The following is a 20,573-nucleotide window of genomic DNA, read 5'->3' as shown; positions in this document are numbered from 1 at the left end:
CGGCTCTTTTCATGAGGAGAACCGCCCATGTCTGGTTTTCAGACGCAAGCCGCCTACAATCCTGCCCCGGCTGTCGAGGGCGACTTCGCTTCCACCAATCCTCGTACCACTCTGATGGCCGCAGCCGGCGCGCTGGTCTGCGGTGCGTTCGGTGCCATCGTCGGCCGCTTTGCCTGGCTGAGCTATGAACAGGCTGACTCCAACAATGCGCCGGCCGTAGTGAACACTCACGGCACCGGTCCTGTCGCGGGCTTCATACATCGCGAGCAGCAGGGCCTGATCGAGCAATACCTGCAGGAATCGACCATGCTGGTCCCGGCCGGCTTCCCGATCACCGTCTTCGACGGTGGTGATTTCTGGGTGAAGAACGCCGGCGCCACCCCGGCCATGGTTGGCCAGAAGGTCTATGCCAATTATGCGGATGGCACGGCAACCGCAGCGGCTACCGGCACCCCGAACGGCGCGACCACGTCGGCCGGTTCGATCGCCGCCGCCACCACCGGCTTCGTCGGCTCCATCGAGGGCAACGTGCTGGGGGTGAGCGCTCTCAACTCCGGTACGATCTATCCCGGCACGACCATCTCGGGTACTGATGTGGCGAGCGGCACCAAGATCGTACGCCAGCTCACCAGCGTCGAAACCGACGGCGCGTTCGGCAAGACCGGAACCTATGCCGTGTCGATCCCCGACCAGGACGTCGACGCGGGCACCGTAATCGCCGGCACTTATGGCGTGCTCACGGCCGGCGGCTCCATCACTGGTGTATTCGGCGTCGGCGACACGCTCACCGGTGCCAGCATCAGTGCCGTCACCACCATCGCCCAGCAGCTTACCGGCGCTGCCGGCGGCGCCGGCACCTATGCCGTCGACGCTAACACCGTCGTCAATGCGGCGGCGCTCACCGCGGCCACCAACGTCGAGACCAAGTGGACCGTGCGTTCCTTCGCCCAGCCAGGCGAGCTGATGAAGATCAGCTCCTGGTCCCGGGGCTAACCCCTCCCGTCAACCTCGAAACCATGCGCCGGCGTGAAAGCCGGCGGTAGTGAGGAGAACCACCATGCAATTCCACGACTACAATCAGGCCGCCGCAACTTGGGCTCAGCATCGCCCGATGTTCGAGCAGGCGGGTATCTATCTGCCCGATGCACGCGCCTACATCGTCGAGGCTTTCCGCACCAACCATCTCGCGATGGATGCGCAGCCTCAACTCGCCACGACGGGAAACACCGGCATCCCAGCGTTCCTGACCACGCTGGTCGACCCGGAGGTCTATCGCATCCTATTTGCCCCGACGCAGGCCGCCGAGATCTTCGGCGAAACCCGCAAAGGCACCTGGATCGACCAGACCGCAATGTTCCCGACCATCGAGCAGACCGGCGAAGTGTCGAGCTACGGCGACTACAACGACAACGGTCGCTCCGGCGCGAACATGAACTGGCCGCAGCGCCAATCCTACCTGTTCCAGACGATCGCCGAATATGGCGAGCTGGAGATCGAGCGCGCCGGCCTCGGTCGCGTCAGTTGGGTCAGCGAGGTCGACGGCGCAGGCGTCACCGTGCTCGCCCGATTCCTGAACACCACCTATTTCAAGGGTGTGCAGGGGCTGCAGAATTATGGCCTTCTTAATGACCCGAACCTTGCGGCACCGATCACCCCGGCGCCGAAGGCATACGGCGGCGTGAAGTGGATCAACAACGGCCAGATCGTCGCCACGGCGAACGAAATCTACGCCGACATCCAGTCGCTGTGGCTGCAACTCGTCACCCAAACCGCCGGCCTGATCGACCAGAAGACCAAGATGACGCTGGCGCTGTCGCCAGAATCGCAACTCGCCATGACTGCAACGAACTCCTTCAACGTCAACGTCGAGGATCTGCTCCGGAAGAATTTCCCGAACATTCGGGTGGAGACGGCAGTGCAGTATGGCGCGCAGACATCGATCAACCCGGTAGGCATCGCAGCTGGCAACCAGGTGCAGCTGATCGCCGACGCCATCGACGGCCAGAAGACGGGCTATTGCTCCTTCAACGAAAAGCTCCGGACTCACCCGATCATCCGAGCAATGTCTTCGTGGAAGAAGAAGATGACCAGCGGCACCTGGGGCGCAATCATCCGCCAGCCGATGGGCATTTCGCAGATGATCGGCGTTTGACGCCGTTTGACACCGCTGGTGCCGGACTGGAACCATTCTGGCACCAAGTATTTTGCGGGGGGGCAGCCCGTCCAGAATCCGAATACTCGGGGACTGCTTTGTGTAGGAAGTGGAACTTGTCTAAGACTTAGACGCTGTAACTAATGAACCGAGCTCAATCTGGCATCCCCATCAAAACCCGACATGGAATTCGCGTGGTGAATTCGAATGCCGATATGAGCGACGTTCTCACTGATGGCAATTGGCCATCGGACGGCCCCAAGTTCCTTGCGGCTCTGGCTGCTCTCGTTGAGGCTCGGATAGGGCGATGTAGCGATGCGAATGTGAGAATTGCGTTCATCTCAGCCGCCATTGAAGCGGACGTGCTTCCAGAAAGTTTTATGCTGAATTGAAGCACTACATCGTTTTGAGGGGGCGCACAGGTGTCCTCCCGGGACAGCTAGGCGCGCAACCGCAGCCTCGTATCGGATCCCGCAAGGGAGCCTGGGAAGCAATTCGTCAACGATCATTGGCTGCCAAGGAAAGTCGTCTTAGGCAGCCGGGGCGCCACCCCGCTCGGCGCGCAATGCCAAAAGCGATGTCGCCGAGGGGGTATTCCCCCCCAGAAATTCAGTTTGCGGATGCTCCGTGAGAGGTGCCTGTTCCACAGGCGCTGAGCCAGGGTTGACACCTGACATCCGCTCCAGCCCTCGGGCCGCGTCGCAGGTGATCGATGGTGGGGGCACCACTGACCATCTCTGGCGCGCCTGGACGCCTCCAGGAGCCCCTAAGCCCCGCATCAGCGAATAGGAGCGCGAGGAGTTGTGCCGGCAGTATGTCGCCGGCGGGCCGACGGCCCAGCTTGCGAGGGACTTTGGATGCTCCCTGAGTTAAAGCCATCTGGCCGCTCGCAACAATCCCAAGCGCCGCACGCCTTGCGTCGCCAGCGACCGCGAGCCGGCAGCAACACCGGCCGACGTCCTGGCTGAGGACCATCGCTGCACCTGCCAACTCCGCGCAAGTCGACAGGACGGCTGAAATCCGGCGTCTGTCCGGCCGTGGCAGCAAGCGCCGAGATCGCGGCTCCGCTGCGCTGCCCCTATCGCGTGGTCGAGGACGCGCTTCCCTGAACCCACTTTTTGATCAACCGGAGTATATCGATGTCCGCCACCGTCACTGTCGCTTGCAAGCTTCCGCATGGCCTCGTCCTGCGCCTCCATGAGATGATCGAGCAGAATGAGCCGACCGCCGGCGGCAGCTTTCGCAAGGTGAAGCGCTCCCAGGTCATCGGCGAGCCCGTCGTGCTGAAAGGCTATGGCCGTCGATTCGATCGCCGCACCGAGCAAGCTCCATCGGCGCAGACGAGCAGCTACGCCCTGACCTATGGCGTCGACGCCGACTTCTTCAAGAAATGGCTCGCCCAGAACCAGGACCTCGACGCGGTCAAAAACAACCTGGTCTGGGCGCATGCTGAACGCGACATGGTCGAAGGGTTCATCATGGAGCACGAGGCGCAGAAGTCGGGCTTTGAGCCGATCGATCCCAACAACCTTCCGCGCGGCATCCAAGCCTTCAAGAAGGAAGAAGCCTGAGCGAGTTGACGCGGGCGAACACCGGGGGCCGCCATGGGCGTCATCGTCGATTTCAGCTACGCGAACTTCGTGGCGATCTATCCGCAGTTCGCCACGCTCAGCCAGCTGCAGGTTGAGCAGGGCGCGCTGCCGATCGCGGTGCTCTATTGCCGCAACGATGGCGGCGGCCCCGTCACCAAAGCAGAGACGCAAACGACGCTGCTCAACCTGATGGTCGCCCACATCTGCCAGCTCATGTACGGCGCCAATGGTCAAGCCCCGGCCGGGATCGTCGGGCGCGTCTCTGATGCGTCCGAGGGCAGCGTTTCGGTATCGGCAAACTTCCCCACGACGCCGAACAACGCGTGGTTCATGCAGACCCCCTTCGGCGCGGCGTTCTGGCAGGGCACAGCCTCCTACCGGACGATGCGCTACGTCCCCGGACCGCGCCGCGCCTTCAACCCGTGGCTCAACCAGTAGAAAAAGGACTTCGTCATGGAACTTCTCCAACTGCTCACGCGGGAATTTCGCGCTTTCAAGCAGGAGATCCTGGATCGCATCGCCAGCCTCGAGCGCCATGCCCGCATTGAGACGTCAGCGCCCGTCGTGCCGCCGGCCGAGCCTGAGACGCCAGCGCCAGTCGCTGGTGCGACTGGCACCGCCGGCGCAACGGGCGATGCGGGCTCCGCAGGCGCCTCCGGTACAACCGGCGGTGCGACTGGAGCAGCCAGCGACACGGGCACCAGCGGTGCCACTGGCGCCGCCGATCCGGCCGCCGATGCCAAGGCAAAGACGGCAAAGAGCGCCTAGCCGTGGTGCATCCCACGGGCGGCGACAAGCTCGCCGCCAAGCTTGCCGAGATATCGAAGAGCCTCCAGAAGGCCGCATCCGTTGACGTCGGCTTCCTGGAGGATGCCACCTATCCGGACGGCACGCCCGTTGCACTCGTCGCCGCGGTCAATGAGTTCGGCTCGGCCGACACACCACCGCGCCCGTTCTTCCGTGGCATGATCGCCGACAAGAGCCCCGAATGGCCTGACGCCGTGGGCAACCTTCTCGTCGCCAACAACTACGATGCGGACAAGACGCTGGGGCAGACCGGAGCGGCCATCAAGGGGCAATTGCAGGCGGCGATCGTCGCCTATGTCGGCCCAACCCTGAAACCCGCCACCATCGCCCGAAAGGACAACGACAAGCAGCTTGTGGACACGGGCCACATGCTGGCTTCGGTCGACTATGCGGTAAAATCCTGAACCGGAGACCCCTACGATGCGAGCCGTCCTTTTTTCGAGCAACCTCGGCGACATCAACGCCAATCTGGCATTCAAGAACAACTATGAGGCGGTGACTGATCCTGGCGCCACTGATGATGCCGACGAGGGCTATCAGGTCGGCTCGTCCTGGGTGAACACGGACACCGACACGGTGTGGACTTGCGCCGATGCGACCGTGGGCGCGGCGGTGTGGCTGACGTCGGGCGCGGTGGGCAACACGCAGGGCGCGCCGGCGGCGCACACTGTCTCTGGCACGCTCTCGGCGGCCGATCTGCTGGCCGGCATAGTCATCATCGCCCAGGGGGCCGGCGCGCCGTCGGTGCAGCAGCTGCCGACCGGTACCGCGCTCCGGGCTGCGCTGCCGGCCGACTTCGGGGTCAATGACTCGTTCGACGTCTCGGTGATCAACACCTCCGTCGTCGATGCCGAGGATGCGACCATCACCACCAACACCGGTATGACGCTAGTCGGGTCGATGGACTTCCCGGCGCATAGCGGCCCGACCATCCCGTCGAGCGGCATCCTGCGCTTCCGCAATACCGCGCCAGACGTCTTCTCGGTCTATCGCGTCGGCTGATCGCCATGAACCTGCACGGGATCGTTTCGCCGGCGATCGCGACGGTCAACCCGTTCGTGACCGCCACGCTGAAACGGTCCACCGGCTATGCCACGGCAGCCGATGGGACACGCGCGCCGACCTATGACGATGTGCCTGGCGTTGCCGTGCAGGCGCAGGCGCTGAGCTACAGCGACCTGGAGCACCTCGACGGCCTCAACATTCAGGGAGTGCGCCGCGCCGTCTACCTGAACGGTTCGGCTCTCGGTGTGGTGCGCGAGCTGCAAACCGGCGGCGATCTCTTCGTCTTCCCTGCCGGCACGTTCCCGGAGGGGAACACCTGGCTCGTCGCCTATGTGCTCGAGTCGTGGCCCGACTGGTGCAAGTGCGCCTTGACCCTACAAATGGATGGAGCCTGACGTCTGATGAGCGGCCCGGTACCGAGCCAGTCGACCATCCAAACGGTTCTGCGCGGCTTTCTCCTGAAATATCTGCCGGCTGGCGTCGAGGTGGTGGCCTCGCAGGACAACCGCGTGGCGGAGCCGGCCGGCGATTTCGTCACCATGAACACCATCCGCCGCGGCCGGCTCTCCACCAACGTCGACACCTATCAGGATTGCGCGTTCGAGGCCTCGATCGCCGACACGGTGATGACCGTGACCCAGGTCGACTTCGGCACGCTCCTGGTCGGGGCGACCGTCTTCGGAACGCCCGTGACCGACGGCACGCTGATCAGCGAGCAGACCGGCGGCACACCGGGCGGAATCGGAACCTATACCGTGGCGCCGGCGCAGACCGTGACCGCGCAAGCGCTGGCGAGCGGCGCTGAGACCACCACGCAGCCGACGGAAGTGGTGATCCAGCTCGACGTGCACAGCGCCTCGGATGGTTCGGCCTCCGACATGGCGCAGACGATCGCTACCTTGATCCGCGACGAGCGGGCGACGCGATACTTCACTGATGCCGGCATGAATGGCGCACCCTTCTATGCCGACGATCCAAGGCAGGTGCCGTTCTTCAACGGCGAGCAGCAATACGAAACCCGCTACGTCGTCGACGTTCATATCCAGGCCAACCAGGCGATTTCTGGCCTGCCGCAGCAATTCGCCGACCAGGCCGTGATCGACGCCGTGAACGTCGAAGCGACCTATCCGGCCTGAACCCTCAATCGAAACAGAAAGGACCTGGTCCATGACGACCATCCCGGCCTCGCAGCTTGTGAACGTCATTCCGAACGTTCTCAACGCCGGCGGCAACGCGCTCGTGATGAACGGCCTCGTGCTGACCCACAACACCCGCGTCCCTACCGGCCAGGTGTTGTCGTTCCCCAACGACGGCGTGTCGGTGGCGAATTTCTTCGGCGCCTCGTCGGAGGAAGCCGAGATCGCCGCGGCCTATTTCAACGGCTTCAACAACTCGACGCAGAAGCCCGCCACCATCCTGTTCACGCAGTATCCGTCGGCATCGGTCGCGGCCTACCTGCGCGGCGGCCGGGTTGCGCAGCTCTCGCTGGCCCAGCTCCAGGCTTTGAGCGGCACGCTCATCGTCAACGTCGATGGCTATGTGCGCAGCGCGAACGCGGTCGATCTGTCGACGGCGACCAGCTTCTCGGCGGCTGCCGCGCTGCTCCAAACCGACCTGAACGCAACCCCGCCGCAAGCGGCATCCGTGACGGGCGCCATCGCCCCCATGACGGCATCCGTGACCGCCTCGATCGCCGGCAGCGTCATGTATGTGACCGGCGTCACCTCTGGCGTGCTGGTCGAAGGCGCCGTTCTGTCTGGGACCGGCGTTTCGGCCGGGACGAAGATCACCAACCAGCTGTCTGGCACGCCGGGCGGCATTGGCGAATATGCGGTCTCGATCCCGCAGCAGGTTGCCAGCGAGGCGATCTCGGCGGCCTATGGCACCCTCACGGTCACTGCGATCGCTTCCGGCACTCTGTCGGTTGGCCAGACGCTTGCCGGTACCGGCGTGAGCGCAGGCACGCGCATCACGCAGCTCGGCGGCGGTCAGGGCCTTACCGGCACCTATTTCGTCAATCTGACGCAGACGGCGGCGAGCGGCACGGTCACGGCGTCGGCGACACCGGTGGGGGTCTCCTACGACTCCGTCGCTGGCGCATTCGTCATCACCTCTGGCGTGGCCGGCGAGGCGTCGAGCGCCGCCTTCGCGACCGGCACGGTCTCGGATGACCTCTTCCTGACGCAGGCCACCGGCGCGACGCTCTCGCAGGGCGCGGATGGTACGACGCCGGCGGCTTTCATGGCCGCCATCACCGAGCTTACCCAGAATTGGGCGACCTTCATGTCGATCTTCGATCCGGACTGCGGCTCGGGCTCGGCGCAGAAGCAGGCTTTCGCCCAATGGGTCAACAACACCAACAAGCGCTTTGCCTATATCGCTTGGGATACCGACATCACCCCGACCGAGAACGGGCAGGCCACGTCGAGCTTCGGCAACATCATCAAGAGCGCCAATCTCGACGGCACCTGCGCGATCTATCACCCCGCTGGCGGTGCGACGATGCCGGCGCAGATCGCGGCCTTCATTTGCGGATCGGCCGCCTCGATCGACTTCCAGCAAACCAATGGCCGCATCACTTTCGCGTTCCGAGGGCAGGATGGCCTGGTGGCTGGCGTGACCTCGGCGACGGTGGCGAACAATCTCTTCGCCAACGGCTATAACTTCTACGGCGCCTACGCGACGGCGGCCCAGCAGTTCCTGGAGTTCCAGAACGGCTCGGTGTCGGGCGAGTTCGAATGGCTGGACAGCTACGTCAACCAGATTTGGCTGAACAACCAGCTGCAACTCGCCCTCATGGAACTGCTCCAGAACGTCAACTCGGTGCCCTACAATTCGGCGGGCTACGAGCTGATCAAGGCGGCATGCCTCGACCCGATCAACCAGGCCGTGAACTTCGGCGCCATCCGCGCCGGCGTGACGTTGTCGGCGCTCCAGATCGCGCAGATCAACTCGGCGGCTGGCCTCAAGGCGAGTGACACCCTCCAGCTGCAAGGCTGGTACCTCCAGGTCAAGGATGCCACGCCGCAGGTGCGGCAGGCCCGCCAGAGCCCGCCCATCAACTTCTGGTACATGGACGGCGAGTCCGTGCAGCAGATCGAGCTGACCTCGACCCTCGTCCAGTAAGCGGCAACCCCATTCCTTCAAGGAGCTAGATCATGTCGTCTCTGACGGCCGCGAACGCGGTCATTACGCTTGCGGTGGCGAACCTCTTCCCGACACCGGTCCAACTGCAGGGCTTTGCTGCCGACAACATCTACGACATGGACAACGTCGACCAGGTCGAGACCGCCATGGGCGTCGATGGCATCCTGTCGGGCGGCTTCGTCTTCAACCCGGTCAACCAGACCTTCGTGTTGCAAGCCGATTCCCCGTCGATCGCCTTCTTCGAAACCTGGGCCGCGACGCAGAAGCAGGCCAAGGACGTCTACACCGCCAACGGCAGCACCACGCTCCCGTCCGTGGGGCGGTCCTACGTGTCGACCAAGGGCTTCCTGATCAGCCTGCCCCCGATGCCGGCGGCGGCCAAGATCCTGCAGCCGCGTCGTTTCGCAATCCGCTGGGAGAGCGTTCAAAGCGTTCCGAACTGAGGGTAAGGCATGCGTAAAGAGATCGACATCACGATCACCGACGAAGGTCGTGACGAAAGCAAGGTGTTCCATATCCGCGAGATGGCGGCGACGCGCGCGGAGAAATGGGCGATGCGCGCTCTCCTCGCCGTGGCGCGCTCCGGCGTTGAACTTCCGGACGACTTCGCGGGCATGGGGATGCAGGGCATCGCCATCGTCGGCATCAAGGCGATCACCAAGATCGCCTTCGAGGATGCCGAGCCGCTGCTCGACGAGATGATGGAATGCGTCACCATCAAGCCTGACCCTCGCAATCCTGCGATCCAGCGCCAGCTGATCGAGGGCGACATTGAGGAGATCGCGACGCTGATCCAGCTGCGGCAGGAGGTGATCAACCTTCACGTCGGTTTTTTTACCAAAGGCGGCAAGTCGAAATCGACCTCGAACTCGCCGTCGCCGGAGTCAGGCTCGCCGAATACGGAAACGTCTCCCGAGCCATCGGTCAGGTTCTCTCAAAGGGGAAAACCTCGCTCCGCGAGCTAGACGAATGGCTGTCGATCGAGGACGTCCACGACCTTCTCGAGGTGTCCATGGTGGACGCCCACAACATGATGTTGCTGAGGAAGCGAGACGAGAATGCCAACGGTCATTGACAGCCTGATCGTTAGGCTCGGTCTCGACCCCAAGGATTTCGAAAAGGGTCAGAAGAAGCAGGGCGAAGCCTGGCTCAAGACGCGCGACGAGTTCCGCAAGGGCGGCAAGGAAATCGAGGACAGCTCGAAAAAGGCTGCCGAGACCGTCAACCTGATCACCAGGCGCGTGCTCGAACTCTTCGCCGTCATCACCGGCTCGCAGGCGCTGAGCGACTTCGTCCGCAAGATCACCAATGCCGACGCAACGCTTGGCCGCTTCGCGTCGAGCCTGGGTGAATCGCCGCAGCGGATCGCGGCCTGGGAGAATGCGGCCGAACGTTTCGGCGGCTCGGCCGATGCGACCGCGTCGACCCTGGAGCGCGTCAACAAGCAGCTCTACAACCTCAACAAGAACGGCGAGGCGCTGCCGCGAGAATTCTCGCAGCTGCAAGGCTGGACAGGCATGAGGATCGATCCCAACCATGGGCTCGATCGATATCTCTCCGATGTCGCCGCCGCATTGCAGCGGCTGCACCAGATCGATGCAGGCGCGGCCCACAACGTCGCGCAGGCGCTCGGCATCGACCCGGCCACCGAACAGCTCATGTACAAGATGGGCGCGGGCATCGACGTCTATCTCGACAAGCTCCAGAAAAGCCTGTCGCCGAGCGACGCCGCGATCGAGTCCGCGCAGAAGCTGCAAGCGAGCTGGAACGAACTCCTCCAGAACATCATCGCGCTCGCCAATGCCATCTATGACAAGCTCGGCCCGGTCCTGGTCGATGCTGCGAACAAGATGTCGGCATGGATCGACAAGAACCGGGACTGGATCCAGACCGGCATCGTCGAAGCGGTGAAGAAATTCATCGACTTTCTCGACAAGATCGACTGGAACGCCGTCGGCGCCGGCATGCAGACTTTCGCCCACGGGGCGAAGGACGTCGTCGACGGGCTGGGCGGCGTCATCAAGGCGACCGAGATCCTCTTCGGCTTGTGGGCCGGCGCCAGGTTCCTAAGCGTTCTCGCCAACATGCGCATGCTTGGCGGGATGCTGCTTGGCGGCGGTGGTGGCGCGGCGGCTGCCGGCGAGGGCGCTGCCGGCGCTGGCCTGATGGGTCTTTTCGGCAAGCTGTCGCCTTGGCTCGCCATGCTAACCCTGTCGGGCGACACCCTACAAGGGAAAGGCGGCTACAACCCACCCGATTTCGAGCTCGACCAGATCACGCAGCTCAAGCATTGGGATCGCAGCGGTCCGCAGGCGCGCAACCATGCTAGCAAGCACGGCGAGACCACCGTTGACGGCAAGCCCGTTTCGAAGGGCAATCCGCTCCCCGTCACCATCACCGACCAGAAAAGCGACGGCGGCGGCTTCTGGAGCAACCTGGTCTCCGGCATTGGCGGCATGCTGAGCGCCGGCGCACGCAACGCATTTGGCGCCCCGGCCGCCGGCGGCGGTGCCGGTGGCGACACCGTCGGCGGGCCTCAGAGTAGGTCGAGCGGCACCAAGGGCTGGTGGACACCTGAGCGGCAATCGGAGGCATATCAGGCGCTCGTCGCCGGCGGCCTCTCCGATGCCGGCGCGCGCGGGCTCGTGTCACGCTGGATGAATGTCGAGGCGAGCGGCGGCCCTTCCACGGTCAATGGCATCGGCGCGACCGGCGTCGCGCAATTTCTTGGGCCGCGCAAGCGTGCGCTGATGGCCTATGCCAAGGCGCACGGCAAGAACTGGAATGATGCTGCCACGCAGTATCAATTCGTCCTGTCTGAGCTTAACGGTCCCGAGAGCAGGGCTGGCCGCGCGCTGCGCAATGCCAAGACCGATGCCCAGGGCGCTGCCGGCGCATCGATGTACGAGCGCGCCGAAGGCTACAACGCCTGGAGCGGAATGGACAACTTCACGCAGCGGACCTACCGGGGCATGAAGGGCATCAACACCGGGGCCAAGGGTGCGGCACTCTCGAACATCTCGAGCACGCACACCGCCACGACGTCGAGCAGCTCTGTCGAGAACCATATCGGCAAGGTCGAGGTCCATTCCCAGGCGACCGACGCCAACGGCATCGCGTCCGATATCAACGACGCGCTCAACCGGCGCCTCTTCACCGCTCAGGCAAACAGTGGATTGGCGTGATGGCCGGCATTCTGGAGCTTCTCACACAAGACGCCATCGGACTGCTGTCGGGCGTCTTCCAGCAGCAGCCATGGGGCATCTATTTCGGCGGGGTTCCGGTAATCGTCGCCGACAACGTCGTCGAGGTGCAGTATCGCCAGCAATGGTCGATCTCTGACTTCCCGGTCGAGCGCGGGGCCTTCGAGAGCTACGACAAGGTCCAAATCCCCTACGATGCGCGGCTGCGCTTCACCGCCGGCGGATCGGCGGCAAACCGTGCCGCCATGCTGGCGTCGATCGCGGCCGTCGCCGGCGACACCAACCTCTACGACGTGGTGACGCCGGAGGCGGTCTACCTCTCCTGCAACTTCACCCACTACGACTACAGCCGACGCGCGAACGAGGGGATGGGGCTTCTGTCGGTCGATATCTGGCTGATCGAAGTGCGCGAGGCCGTCAGCGCCGCCATGTCGAACACGCAAGATCCGAGCGGCGCGTCCCAGGTCAACGGCGGCACCGTGCAGACCGTCCCCGCGACCAGCTCGCAACTGGCGCAATTCCAGACAGCCTCCGGGCTTCCGGCTGGAGGCTTCTGATGGTCATCATTCCCCTGCAGGCGGTTGCCAACCAGGCGGTCGGGGTGACGCTCGACGGCCAGGTCTCGCAGATCAGCCTCTACCAGAAGAACACGGGCCTGTTCATCGACCTCTATGTCGACAACGTGCTCGTGATCGGCGGGGTGATCTGCCAGAACATCAACCGGATCGTGCGGTCGCTCTATCTGGGGTTTTCGGGCGACCTGATCTTCATCGACAACCAGGGCGACACCGACCCGTATTATACCGGGCTGGGGACGCGCTACAGCCTCGCCTACCTGTCGGCGAGCGAGCTTCCGGCCGGCCTCGGCTGATTAATTGCAGCGCTTGAACCGATCGCCGGCAAAGCAGACGTGGAGCTGGCGCAGCTGCGCCGACACCTCTTCGCGCTGATCGCACGCCTTGATCGTGTCCGGATCGTCGCCCGATCCGCCGCGGCACTGCTCGTTCAAATCGAGATAGCTCTTTTCAAGGGCGGCCTTGTTTGGCTTTGCCGCCAGTGGCGTGGCGGTCAGCAGGAGGAGTGAGGCCGTCGCGGCGGCGAGGACTTTCGACATTGGTCGTAACCTTTTTGATGGCAGGCGGTGGTCGGGATGGCATTCAGCCAGAAGCGGATTTCTGTCGAGTTCGAGCTGGCAAACGGCCAGTTTGAGGGCGGCGGCAACACCGCAGAGGTGTTCGGCCTACGCGTCTCATGCACCATCGTCAACGCGGGCCAGGGCTCGGGGCAAGCGGAAATTTCGATCTGGGGCCTGCCGCTCGCTCTGATGAACCAGCTATCCACCGTCGGTTCACAGTATCTCCAGATGTACAAGAACAACATTTCGGTGCTCGCCGGAGACGACGAGACCGGGCAGAACGTCGTCTGGACGGGCGCCGTCGTCTATGCCTATGTCGACGCGCAGGCGATGCCTGACGTGTGCTTCCGCGTCAGCTCGCTACCTGGCGTGTTCCATGCCGCAAAGCCGATCCCGCCGCTGAGCATCAAGGGCTCGGGCGACGCCTCGCAGATGATGAAAAGCCTCGCGGGGCAGATGGGCATGGCGTTCGAGGACGCCGGCGTAAAGGTCAAGTTCGCCAACCCCTACTATCCCGGCACTGCGTGGACGCAGGCGCTGGCGATCGCGCGCGACGGCGGTTTCGACGTCGGCTTCGATCGGTGAACGATGGTCATCACGCCGCCCGGCAAGGCGCGCAACACCAGGCGGTGCAGTTCACCGAGGGCGGCATCAAGCTTTTCGACAAGAACGGCCAGATCATAGAGTTCGCGGCCGGCTCGATCACGATCACCACGGCGCAGCTGCTGGTGACGGGGGACGTCATCGCAGGATCGGGGGGCGCCAACATCAGCCTCCTCAACCACCTCCATACGAACGTCCAGCCTGGCGGCGGGACGTCAGGCCCACCGGAGCCCGGAACCTGATGCAGACGCTGCTTCTGACCACGGACACGTGGGACCTGACGGCCGACGCATCGGGCAACATCGCCGTGGCGGACCAGTCGTATTCCCTCGCGCAAGACGCCGCGAGCGCGATCCGGCTGTTCCTGGGGGAACTCTACTACGACACGACGCAGGGGATTCCGTACTTCGATCAGATCCTGGGCAGGGCGCCACCGGTCTCGCTGATGAAGGCGTATTTCAACCGCGCCGCATTGACGGTGCCCGGCGTCGTCTCGGCGCAAACTTTCATCCAGTCATGGACCGATCGCACCATCACCGGCCAAGTGCAGGTGACGGACGCGGCGGGCAACATCACCGCAGCGGGCTTCTAGCAAAATGGTCGATACCACCAATGTCCCTGCGCCGCAGTGGACCGACACGGGCTTCCTGATCCCCTCGGCCGCGGAAGTGCTCGCCGGCGTCACGGAAGATATCAACGAAGCGTTCGGGGGCGTCCTCAACCCGGCCTTGAACACGCCGCAAGGGCAGCTGGCCAGCAGCGAAGCGGCGGTGATCGACGAGGTCAATTCGACCTTCCTGTTCTTCACCAACCAGGTCGATCCGGCTTACGCGACCGGCCGCATGCAGGATGCGATCGCGCGCATCTACTTCATCGAGCGCAATCCGGCTCAGCCGACCGTCGTGCAGGCCCTTTGCAATGGCTTGCCAGGCGTCGCCATTCCGTCCGGATCGCTGGCGCTGGCCGAGGATGGCAACCAGTATCTGTGCACGGAAGACGGCGTCATCGGCTTTGACGGCACTGTCACCTTGCCGTTTGAATGCCTGGTGGTCGGCCCGATCCCGTGCCCGGCCGGAAGCCTCGACCAGATTTACCGGGCCATCCCCGGATGGGACTCGATCACCAACCCGGATGACGGCGTGCTGGGCAACAACGTCGAGAGCCGGGCGCCCTTTGAAGCGCGCCGCGCTGCCTCGGTCGCGCTGAACTCGCAGGGCTCGCTTCCTTCGGTGCTTGGCGCGGTCCTGGCGGTGTCGAACGTGATCGATGCGTTCGTGACCGAGAACGCCAGCAATGACGTCCAGACCATTGGCGGCGTCTCGCTCTATCCGAACTCGCTTTATGTCGCCGTGGTCGGCGGCGATGCCGACGATATCGCGCAAGCGATCTGGTCGCGAAAAGCCCCAGGCTGCACCTATAACGGCAACACGACGGTCACGGTCTACGACCAGAGCCCCGGCTATGTTCCGCCGTACCCTGCCTATCGGGTCTCCTTCGAAATCCCCAATCCGCTGGCGATCCTGTTCGCGGTCAACATCGTGAACACGCACCTGGTGCCGGCCGACGCCGCGACGCAAATCCAGAATGCCATCGTCAGCGCCTTTGCTGGAGGTGATGGAGGCCCGCGCGCCAAGATCGGCACCACACTGTTCGCCAGCCGGTTCTACGCGCCTGTGGCCGCCCTTGGGTCGTGGGCGCAGATCATCTCGATCGAGGTGGGCTCGAACAACACTCCGTCGGCCGTCTTCACCGGGACAATCGTTGGAACGACACTGACGGTATCCGCCGTTGCATCGGGAGCGCTGGCCGTTGGCCAGGTCATTTCCGACGCAACCGGCGCATTGACCGTCGGCGCCACGATCACGGCGCTGGGCAGCGGTACCGGCACATATACCGTCTCCAACAACATGAGCGTGTCGATCGAGAGCATGACGGCGGCTATCCCCAATCGCTTCGACATCAGCGTCGATATCGACCAGGTGCCGACGATCTCGCCCAACGACATCATCGTCACCCTGAGCTGATCATGGCCGACACAGGACCTCCCTATCCCAGGCCACCGGCCGGGATACCGAACGGCTTTGGGCAGTTCGCCATCGGCATCAGCCCGATCGGCGACTACCCGTCTTTCGATGTCTGGCGCACCGTCATCAGCCAGTATGCGAACGCGCCTACGCTGACGCAGCTGATCGGGAACATTTTCTCGTATCTCGACCAGACCGCCAACTTCGACGCGTTCTTCGACTACATCTGGAACGTCGATACGGCGCAGGGCTATGGGCTCGACGTGTGGGGGCGCATCGTCGGCGTCAATCGTGTCCTGCAGATCACGGCCGGAGACTGGTTCGGCTTCGATGAGGCGATCCCGGGAGCCGATCCACTCGGCCAGGGCGCATTCTATTCCGGCGCTCCACTGACGGCGAATTTCGCGCTTTCGGATGAAGCGTTTCGCCGGCTGATATTCGCCAAGGCGGCGGCCAACATCACTAACGGTTCGATCCCGGCGATCAACCAGATCCTGCTCAGCCTCTTTCCGAATAGGGGCAACGCCTACGTCACCGAAGGCGGCAACGACGGGACATGGTTCGGCTTTCAGGAATCGCTGAACTGCGTCGGTTTCAACCAGGCATCGTTCTACGCGGGCTCGAGCATCGTAACGATGACGATGACGTACACCTTCGCCTTCCAGCTCACCCCCGTCGAACTCGCGATCGTTCAGAATTCCGGCGTCTTGCCGAAGCCGACAGGCGTCAGCGCGTCGGTCGTCATCATCTAAGGATCTCGCCATGCAGATTTCAAACTTGCCGTCGAAGTTCCCCGCAGTTTGGGGAGCCTCGGCGAGCCCGAGCTACATTCGCAACATTCCGCTCGGGTCGCAGATCGGGATCGTGAATGGTGCGGCGTCCCTGACCGATGGCTTTCCGCCGCTCAACTTCCTGCCGGTAGGATCGGGCGGCGTGCCGCCGTTCGGCCAGGACATGAACGGCATTCTGAAGCAGATCACGCAGTGGTTGCAGTGGCAGAACGCGGGCGGTCTCGTCCCCTACGATGCGAGTTTCTCGTCAGCGATCGGCGGCTACCCCTTCGGTGCGGTCTTGGTCGGCACGACGCCGGGCGTCGTTTGGCTTAGCACCGCCGACAATAACACGTCCAATCCGAATGCCAGCGGCGCCAACTGGGTCAATATCGGAGAAGCGTCTTCACCGATCATGGTGGGTGTTGATACCGGTTCGGCGAACGTCGTCACCGCCGCTGTCGCGCCGGCGCCGAGCGCCTATGTCGACGGTCAGGTCTTCCTCATCCAGAAGGCCGCCTTCGACAACAACGGCGCGATGACGGGAAACATCGAGTCGCTCGGCTCGCATCCCATCGTCAACATGGACGGCACGGCGCTGACGGCCAAGCAATGGCCGGCGAGTGCCACGGGCATCCTCGAATTTAGCGGCGCGACGACGTCGTTCCGGCTGCTCAACCCGGCCGTGACCGTGGCCGCCAATGCCGGTCTTTCGGCGACCGACCAGCAGGTTCTTTCGCTCGCCATCACGACTTTGCCGTCACCCACTGGCGCGCTTTCCCTGGGGGACAGCTTTCCGCTGCACGTGTTGTCGGACGCTGCGGATCGCGAGGTCACGCTCGCGGCGCTCGCCGCAGTGCTCCCTGGTGCGATGAAGGCCATGCGCGTCATCGCGGCCAGTGGAACCTACGTGCCGACGGCCGGTGCCAAGAGCATGCTCGTCTTTGCCACGGGCGGCGGCGGCGCAGGTGGCGGCAACGCCACCACGGGCGGCTTCACTGGCGGCGGCGGAAGCGCGGGCGGAACGGCGGTCTATTTCGGGCCGGTGTCCTCGCAGGTCGTCACTATCGCCGCTGGTGGCGTCCCCAATCCATCAAGTGGCAGCGATCTCATCGGCGGTTCCGGAGGTACAACTTCTTTCGGCTCTCTTGCCGTTGCCACCGGCGGCGCTGGCGGTTCTTCCGCCGGCACCAACTCATACGGAGCAGGCGGCCAGTCCGTGGGGACCGGAACCGCTGGCACCCTTTTGATCCCGGGGAATGGCGGCTCGCCTGGTTCGGGCCACGACGGTGGTTGCGGAGGTGGCTCGTTCTGGAGCGGCGGCGGCTTCGGCGGCGCAACGCCTTCGACCGGCGTCCAAGTAAACGGCGGTCCCGGCTCTCTTGGCGGCGGCGGCGGCGGTGGCGACGGGGGCGGTGCCGGCGGTGCCGGCGGTACCGGTGTCGTCGTCATCTTCGAGTTTGATTGACGCACCTGAGCCGCCTGCAACTGCACCTCACATAATCGGATAGGTCTCATGGTGACGTTTAGCTATGGCGTGGTGCTGACGCCTGGCCAGTGGAACCTGCTTTTCAACCAGAAGCAGAACGCGCTCGGCTACACTCCCGTCAACCGGGGCGGCGACACGATGCAAGGCCCGCTTAACACCGTTGCCTCGACGTCCAATGGTGCCGGCTTTAGCATCCCTCCTGGACAGCCTCCGGCATCGCCCGTCGATGGTATGTTCTGGTCGACGATCTACGGTCTGTTTTTCCAGATCGGCGGGCAAACCATCGGGCCAATCACCAACGGCAATGTCGTTGGGCCGTCAAGCGCCGTGGTGGGCAACATCGCCGTGTTCTCCAACACGAACGGCACGGGCGTCGAGGACAGCGGGATCTCGCTGCAATCGCAAGCGGCCAACATCGTGCTCGCCACGCCAGGTGCGGGAGCCGGCGCGCCCGCGTTTCGGGCGTTGGTCGGAGCTGATCTTCCCACGCCTCAGACCGTGGCCTTGGGCGGCGTGTTTTCGGCCGCCGCGCCTGCCCACAATTTCGGCACGGGCATCAACTCGAGCGGCTACCCGACGTTCGCGCAGCCGGCGATCGGCGACATCTCCGGCATGGTCGCCAACATGGCGGCGTTCCTGGCGACGGGGACGAGTGCCTCTCTTGCCGCGACCGTTACCGACGAGACTGGCTCGGGGTCGCTGGTCTTTGCGATCAATCCGACCATTTCCCTCGCTGCCGCATCGACTGGCGTCACGCAGACGCCGGGAGACAACTCAACCCATCTGGCAACGACCGCCTATGTGCAGGCGGCGATCTACGCCACCACGACACTGCCGGCGTCGAAATACGCCACGACCGCTGCGCTTCCCACCGTCACCTATGCGAATGGAGCGTCTGGCGTCGGGGCCACGCTCACGGCCACTGCCAACGGCGCTTTGACGGTCGACGGCGTTGCCCCCAACGTCAACGATGTGATCCTGGTCAAGAACCAGGCTTCGACCTTCCAGAATGGTATCTACTCGGTCACGGCGACCGGCAGCGCGGGCGCGCCTTTCGTCCTGACGCGCGTGATCTATTACAATCTCGCGGCCGACATCGATTTGGGCGACACCACCTTTGTGAGCGCCGGCTCGACGCTGGCGGGCACGAGCTGGGAACAGAACGGCACGGAAGCCCCGGTTATCGGGACCAACCCGATAACCTTCGCTCAGGTGGCCGGTCCTGGCACCTATACCGCCGGCAATGGTCTGCTGCTCTCGGGCACGCAGTTCTCGATCGATACTACGATCACGGTCGACAAGACCACGGCCCAGACCCTGCAGAACAAGGTCATCAGCGGGCTAAACAACACCATCTCGAATATTTCGCTGTCGGCCAGCGTCACGGGAACCTTGGGCGTTGGCAATGGCGGCACTGGTGTTGTCTCGGTCCCGGCGGGCGATATTCTCGTCGGCGCGGGCGCGGCTGCGATGGTCCCAACGACGCCATCGGCATTCCTGGATGGCTTCGGCTCGACGCAGGGAACGATCTTGTATCGTGGGGCTGCCGGCTGGCTCGCGCTCCCTCCTGGAGCACTGGGAACGGTCCTGACCTCTGGCGGCCCAGCGGCGAATATCGCATGGGCTGCGGCGGCGGCGGCAAGCGGCGTTCTGGTCAACGTCCAGGCGCTGACAAGTTCGGGCACATACACCCCCACGGCCGGTGCTACGCGGGCCTTCGCCTTCGTGACGGGTGGCGGCGCCGGCGGAACAACCGGCACCGGCAGCGGCAGTGAAAGCGGCGGCGGCGCTGGCGGCACGACAATCGCCTTCGTGGCTTCCCCGTCTCCCACAACTGTCACCATTGGCTCGGGCGGGGGTGCCGGCGCCGCAGGCGGATCGTCCGCGCTCGGCACTGTCACGGCTAACGGCGGCACTGCCGCAGCCAGTCAGAATCTCGGCGGTCGCGGCGGCGCAGCCACCGGCACCGGCACCTTAGGGGTGGCTGGTGGTGATGGCGGCTCTGGCAGCAACGCGACTTCCAATTCCAGGGCCGGCGATGGCGGCGAAAGTTTCTGGGGTGGTGGCGGCGCGGGCGGACAGACTGCTGGTAGCCACACTGCCGGCGCTTCTGCACAGGCGTACGGCGCCGGCGGCGGCGGTGGCGCATATAGCGCTGGCGTCGGCGGTTCCGGTGCTCCCGGCGTCGTTGTCATATTCGAGTTCAAATAAAGGATCGTACCCATGCAGATGGTCGTCATCGACGCAAACAACAACATCGTCAACATCATCGAGGCCGATGCAGGCTTTGAGTTGGAAGGCTTTACGCTGGTGCCTTATCAGGCCCCGGCTTACATCGGCGGCCAGTATGTCAACGGCGTGTTCTCGGCTCCCCCGCCGCCGGCACCTGTCGTCCCCGATAGCGTGTCGGCCCGGCAATTCCACCTGCAGCTGAGTGTTGCCGGTCTGCGCGACCAGGTCACGGCCTGGATCGGGCAGCAGCCTGTCGAGGTGCAAGACGCCTTCGAATACAGCGGAAGCTTCCTGCGCAGCGAGCCGATGATGGAAACCGGTTTTGCAGCCCTTGGCTGCACGTCCGCTCAGGTCGACGCATTCTTCACGGCCGCCGCGCTCCTTTGACCGTGAGCCTGCCTACCAATCCCTGAA

Annotated in this window: 25 protein-coding genes; 24 read left to right on the top strand and 1 reads right to left on the bottom strand. The window is 64.0% G+C overall.

Features of this window, described 5'->3' with window-relative positions:
* Window positions 1–27: 27 nt before the first annotated feature.
* The 16 genes from AC56QQ_RS29460 (at window position 28) to AC56QQ_RS29385 (ending at window position 12,777) form a co-directional block, all read left to right on the top strand.
* Window positions 28–993: a structural cement protein Gp24 gene (locus AC56QQ_RS29460; RefSeq protein ID WP_497124343.1), complete on the top strand. Its 966-nt coding sequence runs from the start codon at window positions 28–30 to the stop codon at window positions 991–993.
* A 64-nt stretch (window positions 994–1,057) separates the two neighbouring features.
* The gene (locus AC56QQ_RS29455; protein ID WP_497124342.1) at window positions 1,058–2,152 is read left to right on the top strand and encodes a major capsid family protein; all 1,095 of its coding nucleotides are present in this window, start codon (window positions 1,058–1,060) and stop codon (window positions 2,150–2,152) included.
* Between the two features lie 143 nt (window positions 2,153–2,295).
* Complete coding sequence (locus AC56QQ_RS29450) at window positions 2,296–2,544, top strand: DUF982 domain-containing protein (protein ID WP_497124341.1); 249 nt, start codon at window positions 2,296–2,298, stop codon at window positions 2,542–2,544.
* A gap of 747 nt (window positions 2,545–3,291) precedes the next feature.
* Window positions 3,292–3,723: a hypothetical protein gene (locus AC56QQ_RS29445; protein ID WP_497124340.1), complete on the top strand. Its 432-nt coding sequence runs from the start codon at window positions 3,292–3,294 to the stop codon at window positions 3,721–3,723.
* Window positions 3,724–3,756: 33 nt separating this feature from the next.
* Window positions 3,757–4,182, top strand: coding sequence for a DUF4054 domain-containing protein (locus AC56QQ_RS29440; RefSeq protein WP_497124339.1), 426 nt, complete (start codon window positions 3,757–3,759; stop codon window positions 4,180–4,182).
* Between the two features lie 15 nt (window positions 4,183–4,197).
* A complete protein-coding gene (locus AC56QQ_RS29435; protein ID WP_497124338.1) occupies window positions 4,198–4,512 on the top strand; it encodes a hypothetical protein in 315 nt (104 codons plus the stop codon).
* 2 nt (window positions 4,513–4,514) lie between these two features.
* Window positions 4,515–4,955 carry a hypothetical protein gene (locus tag AC56QQ_RS29430; protein ID WP_497124337.1) on the top strand — a complete coding sequence of 147 codons (441 nt, stop codon included), beginning with the start codon at window positions 4,515–4,517 and terminating at the stop codon, window positions 4,953–4,955.
* 16 nt (window positions 4,956–4,971) lie between these two features.
* A complete protein-coding gene (locus AC56QQ_RS29425) occupies window positions 4,972–5,553 on the top strand; it encodes a hypothetical protein (RefSeq protein ID WP_497124336.1) in 582 nt (193 codons plus the stop codon).
* Window positions 5,554–5,558: 5 nt separating this feature from the next.
* Complete coding sequence (locus AC56QQ_RS29420; protein WP_497124335.1) at window positions 5,559–5,951, top strand: hypothetical protein; 393 nt, start codon at window positions 5,559–5,561, stop codon at window positions 5,949–5,951.
* 6 nt (window positions 5,952–5,957) lie between these two features.
* Entirely contained in the window at window positions 5,958–6,692 is a 735-nt protein-coding gene (locus AC56QQ_RS29415) for a phage neck terminator protein (protein WP_497124334.1), read from the top strand.
* Window positions 6,693–6,723: 31 nt separating this feature from the next.
* On the top strand, window positions 6,724–8,682 hold the full coding sequence (locus AC56QQ_RS29410) for a DUF3383 family protein (RefSeq protein WP_497124333.1): 1,959 nt from the start codon (window positions 6,724–6,726) through the stop codon (window positions 8,680–8,682).
* A gap of 32 nt (window positions 8,683–8,714) precedes the next feature.
* Window positions 8,715–9,146: a phage tail fiber protein gene (locus AC56QQ_RS29405; RefSeq protein WP_497124332.1), complete on the top strand. Its 432-nt coding sequence runs from the start codon at window positions 8,715–8,717 to the stop codon at window positions 9,144–9,146.
* Window positions 9,147–9,155: 9 nt separating this feature from the next.
* On the top strand, window positions 9,156–9,668 hold the full coding sequence (locus AC56QQ_RS29400; RefSeq protein WP_497124331.1) for a hypothetical protein: 513 nt from the start codon (window positions 9,156–9,158) through the stop codon (window positions 9,666–9,668).
* A 93-nt stretch (window positions 9,669–9,761) separates the two neighbouring features.
* Window positions 9,762–11,888 (top strand): phage tail tip lysozyme, encoded by a 2,127-nt coding sequence (locus AC56QQ_RS29395; RefSeq protein ID WP_497124330.1) that lies wholly within the window; start codon window positions 9,762–9,764, stop codon window positions 11,886–11,888.
* Entirely contained in the window at window positions 11,888–12,463 is a 576-nt protein-coding gene (locus AC56QQ_RS29390; RefSeq protein WP_497124329.1) for a hypothetical protein, read from the top strand. Before AC56QQ_RS29395 ends, AC56QQ_RS29390 begins: the two co-directional genes overlap by 1 nt.
* Window positions 12,463–12,777 carry a phage baseplate plug family protein gene (locus tag AC56QQ_RS29385; protein ID WP_497124328.1) on the top strand — a complete coding sequence of 105 codons (315 nt, stop codon included), beginning with the start codon at window positions 12,463–12,465 and terminating at the stop codon, window positions 12,775–12,777. Before AC56QQ_RS29390 ends, AC56QQ_RS29385 begins: the two co-directional genes overlap by 1 nt.
* Here the strand turns inward: AC56QQ_RS29385 and AC56QQ_RS29380 are convergent, their stop codons facing one another.
* Complete coding sequence (locus AC56QQ_RS29380) at window positions 12,778–13,020, bottom strand: hypothetical protein (RefSeq protein WP_497124327.1); 243 nt, start codon at window positions 13,018–13,020, stop codon at window positions 12,778–12,780. It lies immediately after the preceding gene.
* Window positions 13,021–13,056: 36 nt separating this feature from the next.
* Here AC56QQ_RS29380 and AC56QQ_RS29375 point away from each other — a divergent pair, with 36 nt between their 5' ends.
* From AC56QQ_RS29375 to AC56QQ_RS29340, 8 genes are all read left to right on the top strand, one after another.
* Entirely contained in the window at window positions 13,057–13,626 is a 570-nt protein-coding gene (locus tag AC56QQ_RS29375; RefSeq protein WP_497124326.1) for a hypothetical protein, read from the top strand.
* On the top strand, window positions 13,623–13,886 hold the full coding sequence (locus AC56QQ_RS29370) for a hypothetical protein (protein WP_497124325.1): 264 nt from the start codon (window positions 13,623–13,625) through the stop codon (window positions 13,884–13,886). The genes AC56QQ_RS29375 and AC56QQ_RS29370 overlap by 4 nt, the downstream gene beginning before the upstream one ends.
* On the top strand, window positions 13,886–14,236 hold the full coding sequence (locus tag AC56QQ_RS29365) for a contractile injection system sheath initiator (RefSeq protein WP_497124324.1): 351 nt from the start codon (window positions 13,886–13,888) through the stop codon (window positions 14,234–14,236). Before AC56QQ_RS29370 ends, AC56QQ_RS29365 begins: the two co-directional genes overlap by 1 nt.
* 4 nt (window positions 14,237–14,240) lie before the next feature.
* Entirely contained in the window at window positions 14,241–15,668 is a 1,428-nt protein-coding gene (locus AC56QQ_RS29360; protein WP_497124323.1) for a baseplate J/gp47 family protein, read from the top strand.
* Between the two features lie 2 nt (window positions 15,669–15,670).
* Entirely contained in the window at window positions 15,671–16,420 is a 750-nt protein-coding gene (locus AC56QQ_RS29355) for a DUF2612 domain-containing protein (RefSeq protein ID WP_497124322.1), read from the top strand.
* A gap of 25 nt (window positions 16,421–16,445) precedes the next feature.
* Entirely contained in the window at window positions 16,446–17,906 is a 1,461-nt protein-coding gene (locus AC56QQ_RS29350; RefSeq protein WP_497124321.1) for a hypothetical protein, read from the top strand.
* 69 nt (window positions 17,907–17,975) lie between these two features.
* Window positions 17,976–20,138 (top strand): hypothetical protein, encoded by a 2,163-nt coding sequence (locus AC56QQ_RS29345; RefSeq protein WP_497124320.1) that lies wholly within the window; start codon window positions 17,976–17,978, stop codon window positions 20,136–20,138.
* Between the two features lie 12 nt (window positions 20,139–20,150).
* Complete coding sequence (locus AC56QQ_RS29340) at window positions 20,151–20,546, top strand: hypothetical protein (RefSeq protein WP_497124319.1); 396 nt, start codon at window positions 20,151–20,153, stop codon at window positions 20,544–20,546.
* The last annotated feature ends 27 nt before the right edge of the window (window positions 20,547–20,573 follow it).

Source organism: Mesorhizobium sp. RCAM 05099 (assembly GCF_059683685.1).
This window is presented reverse-complemented; position numbering and strand designations above follow the sequence as displayed.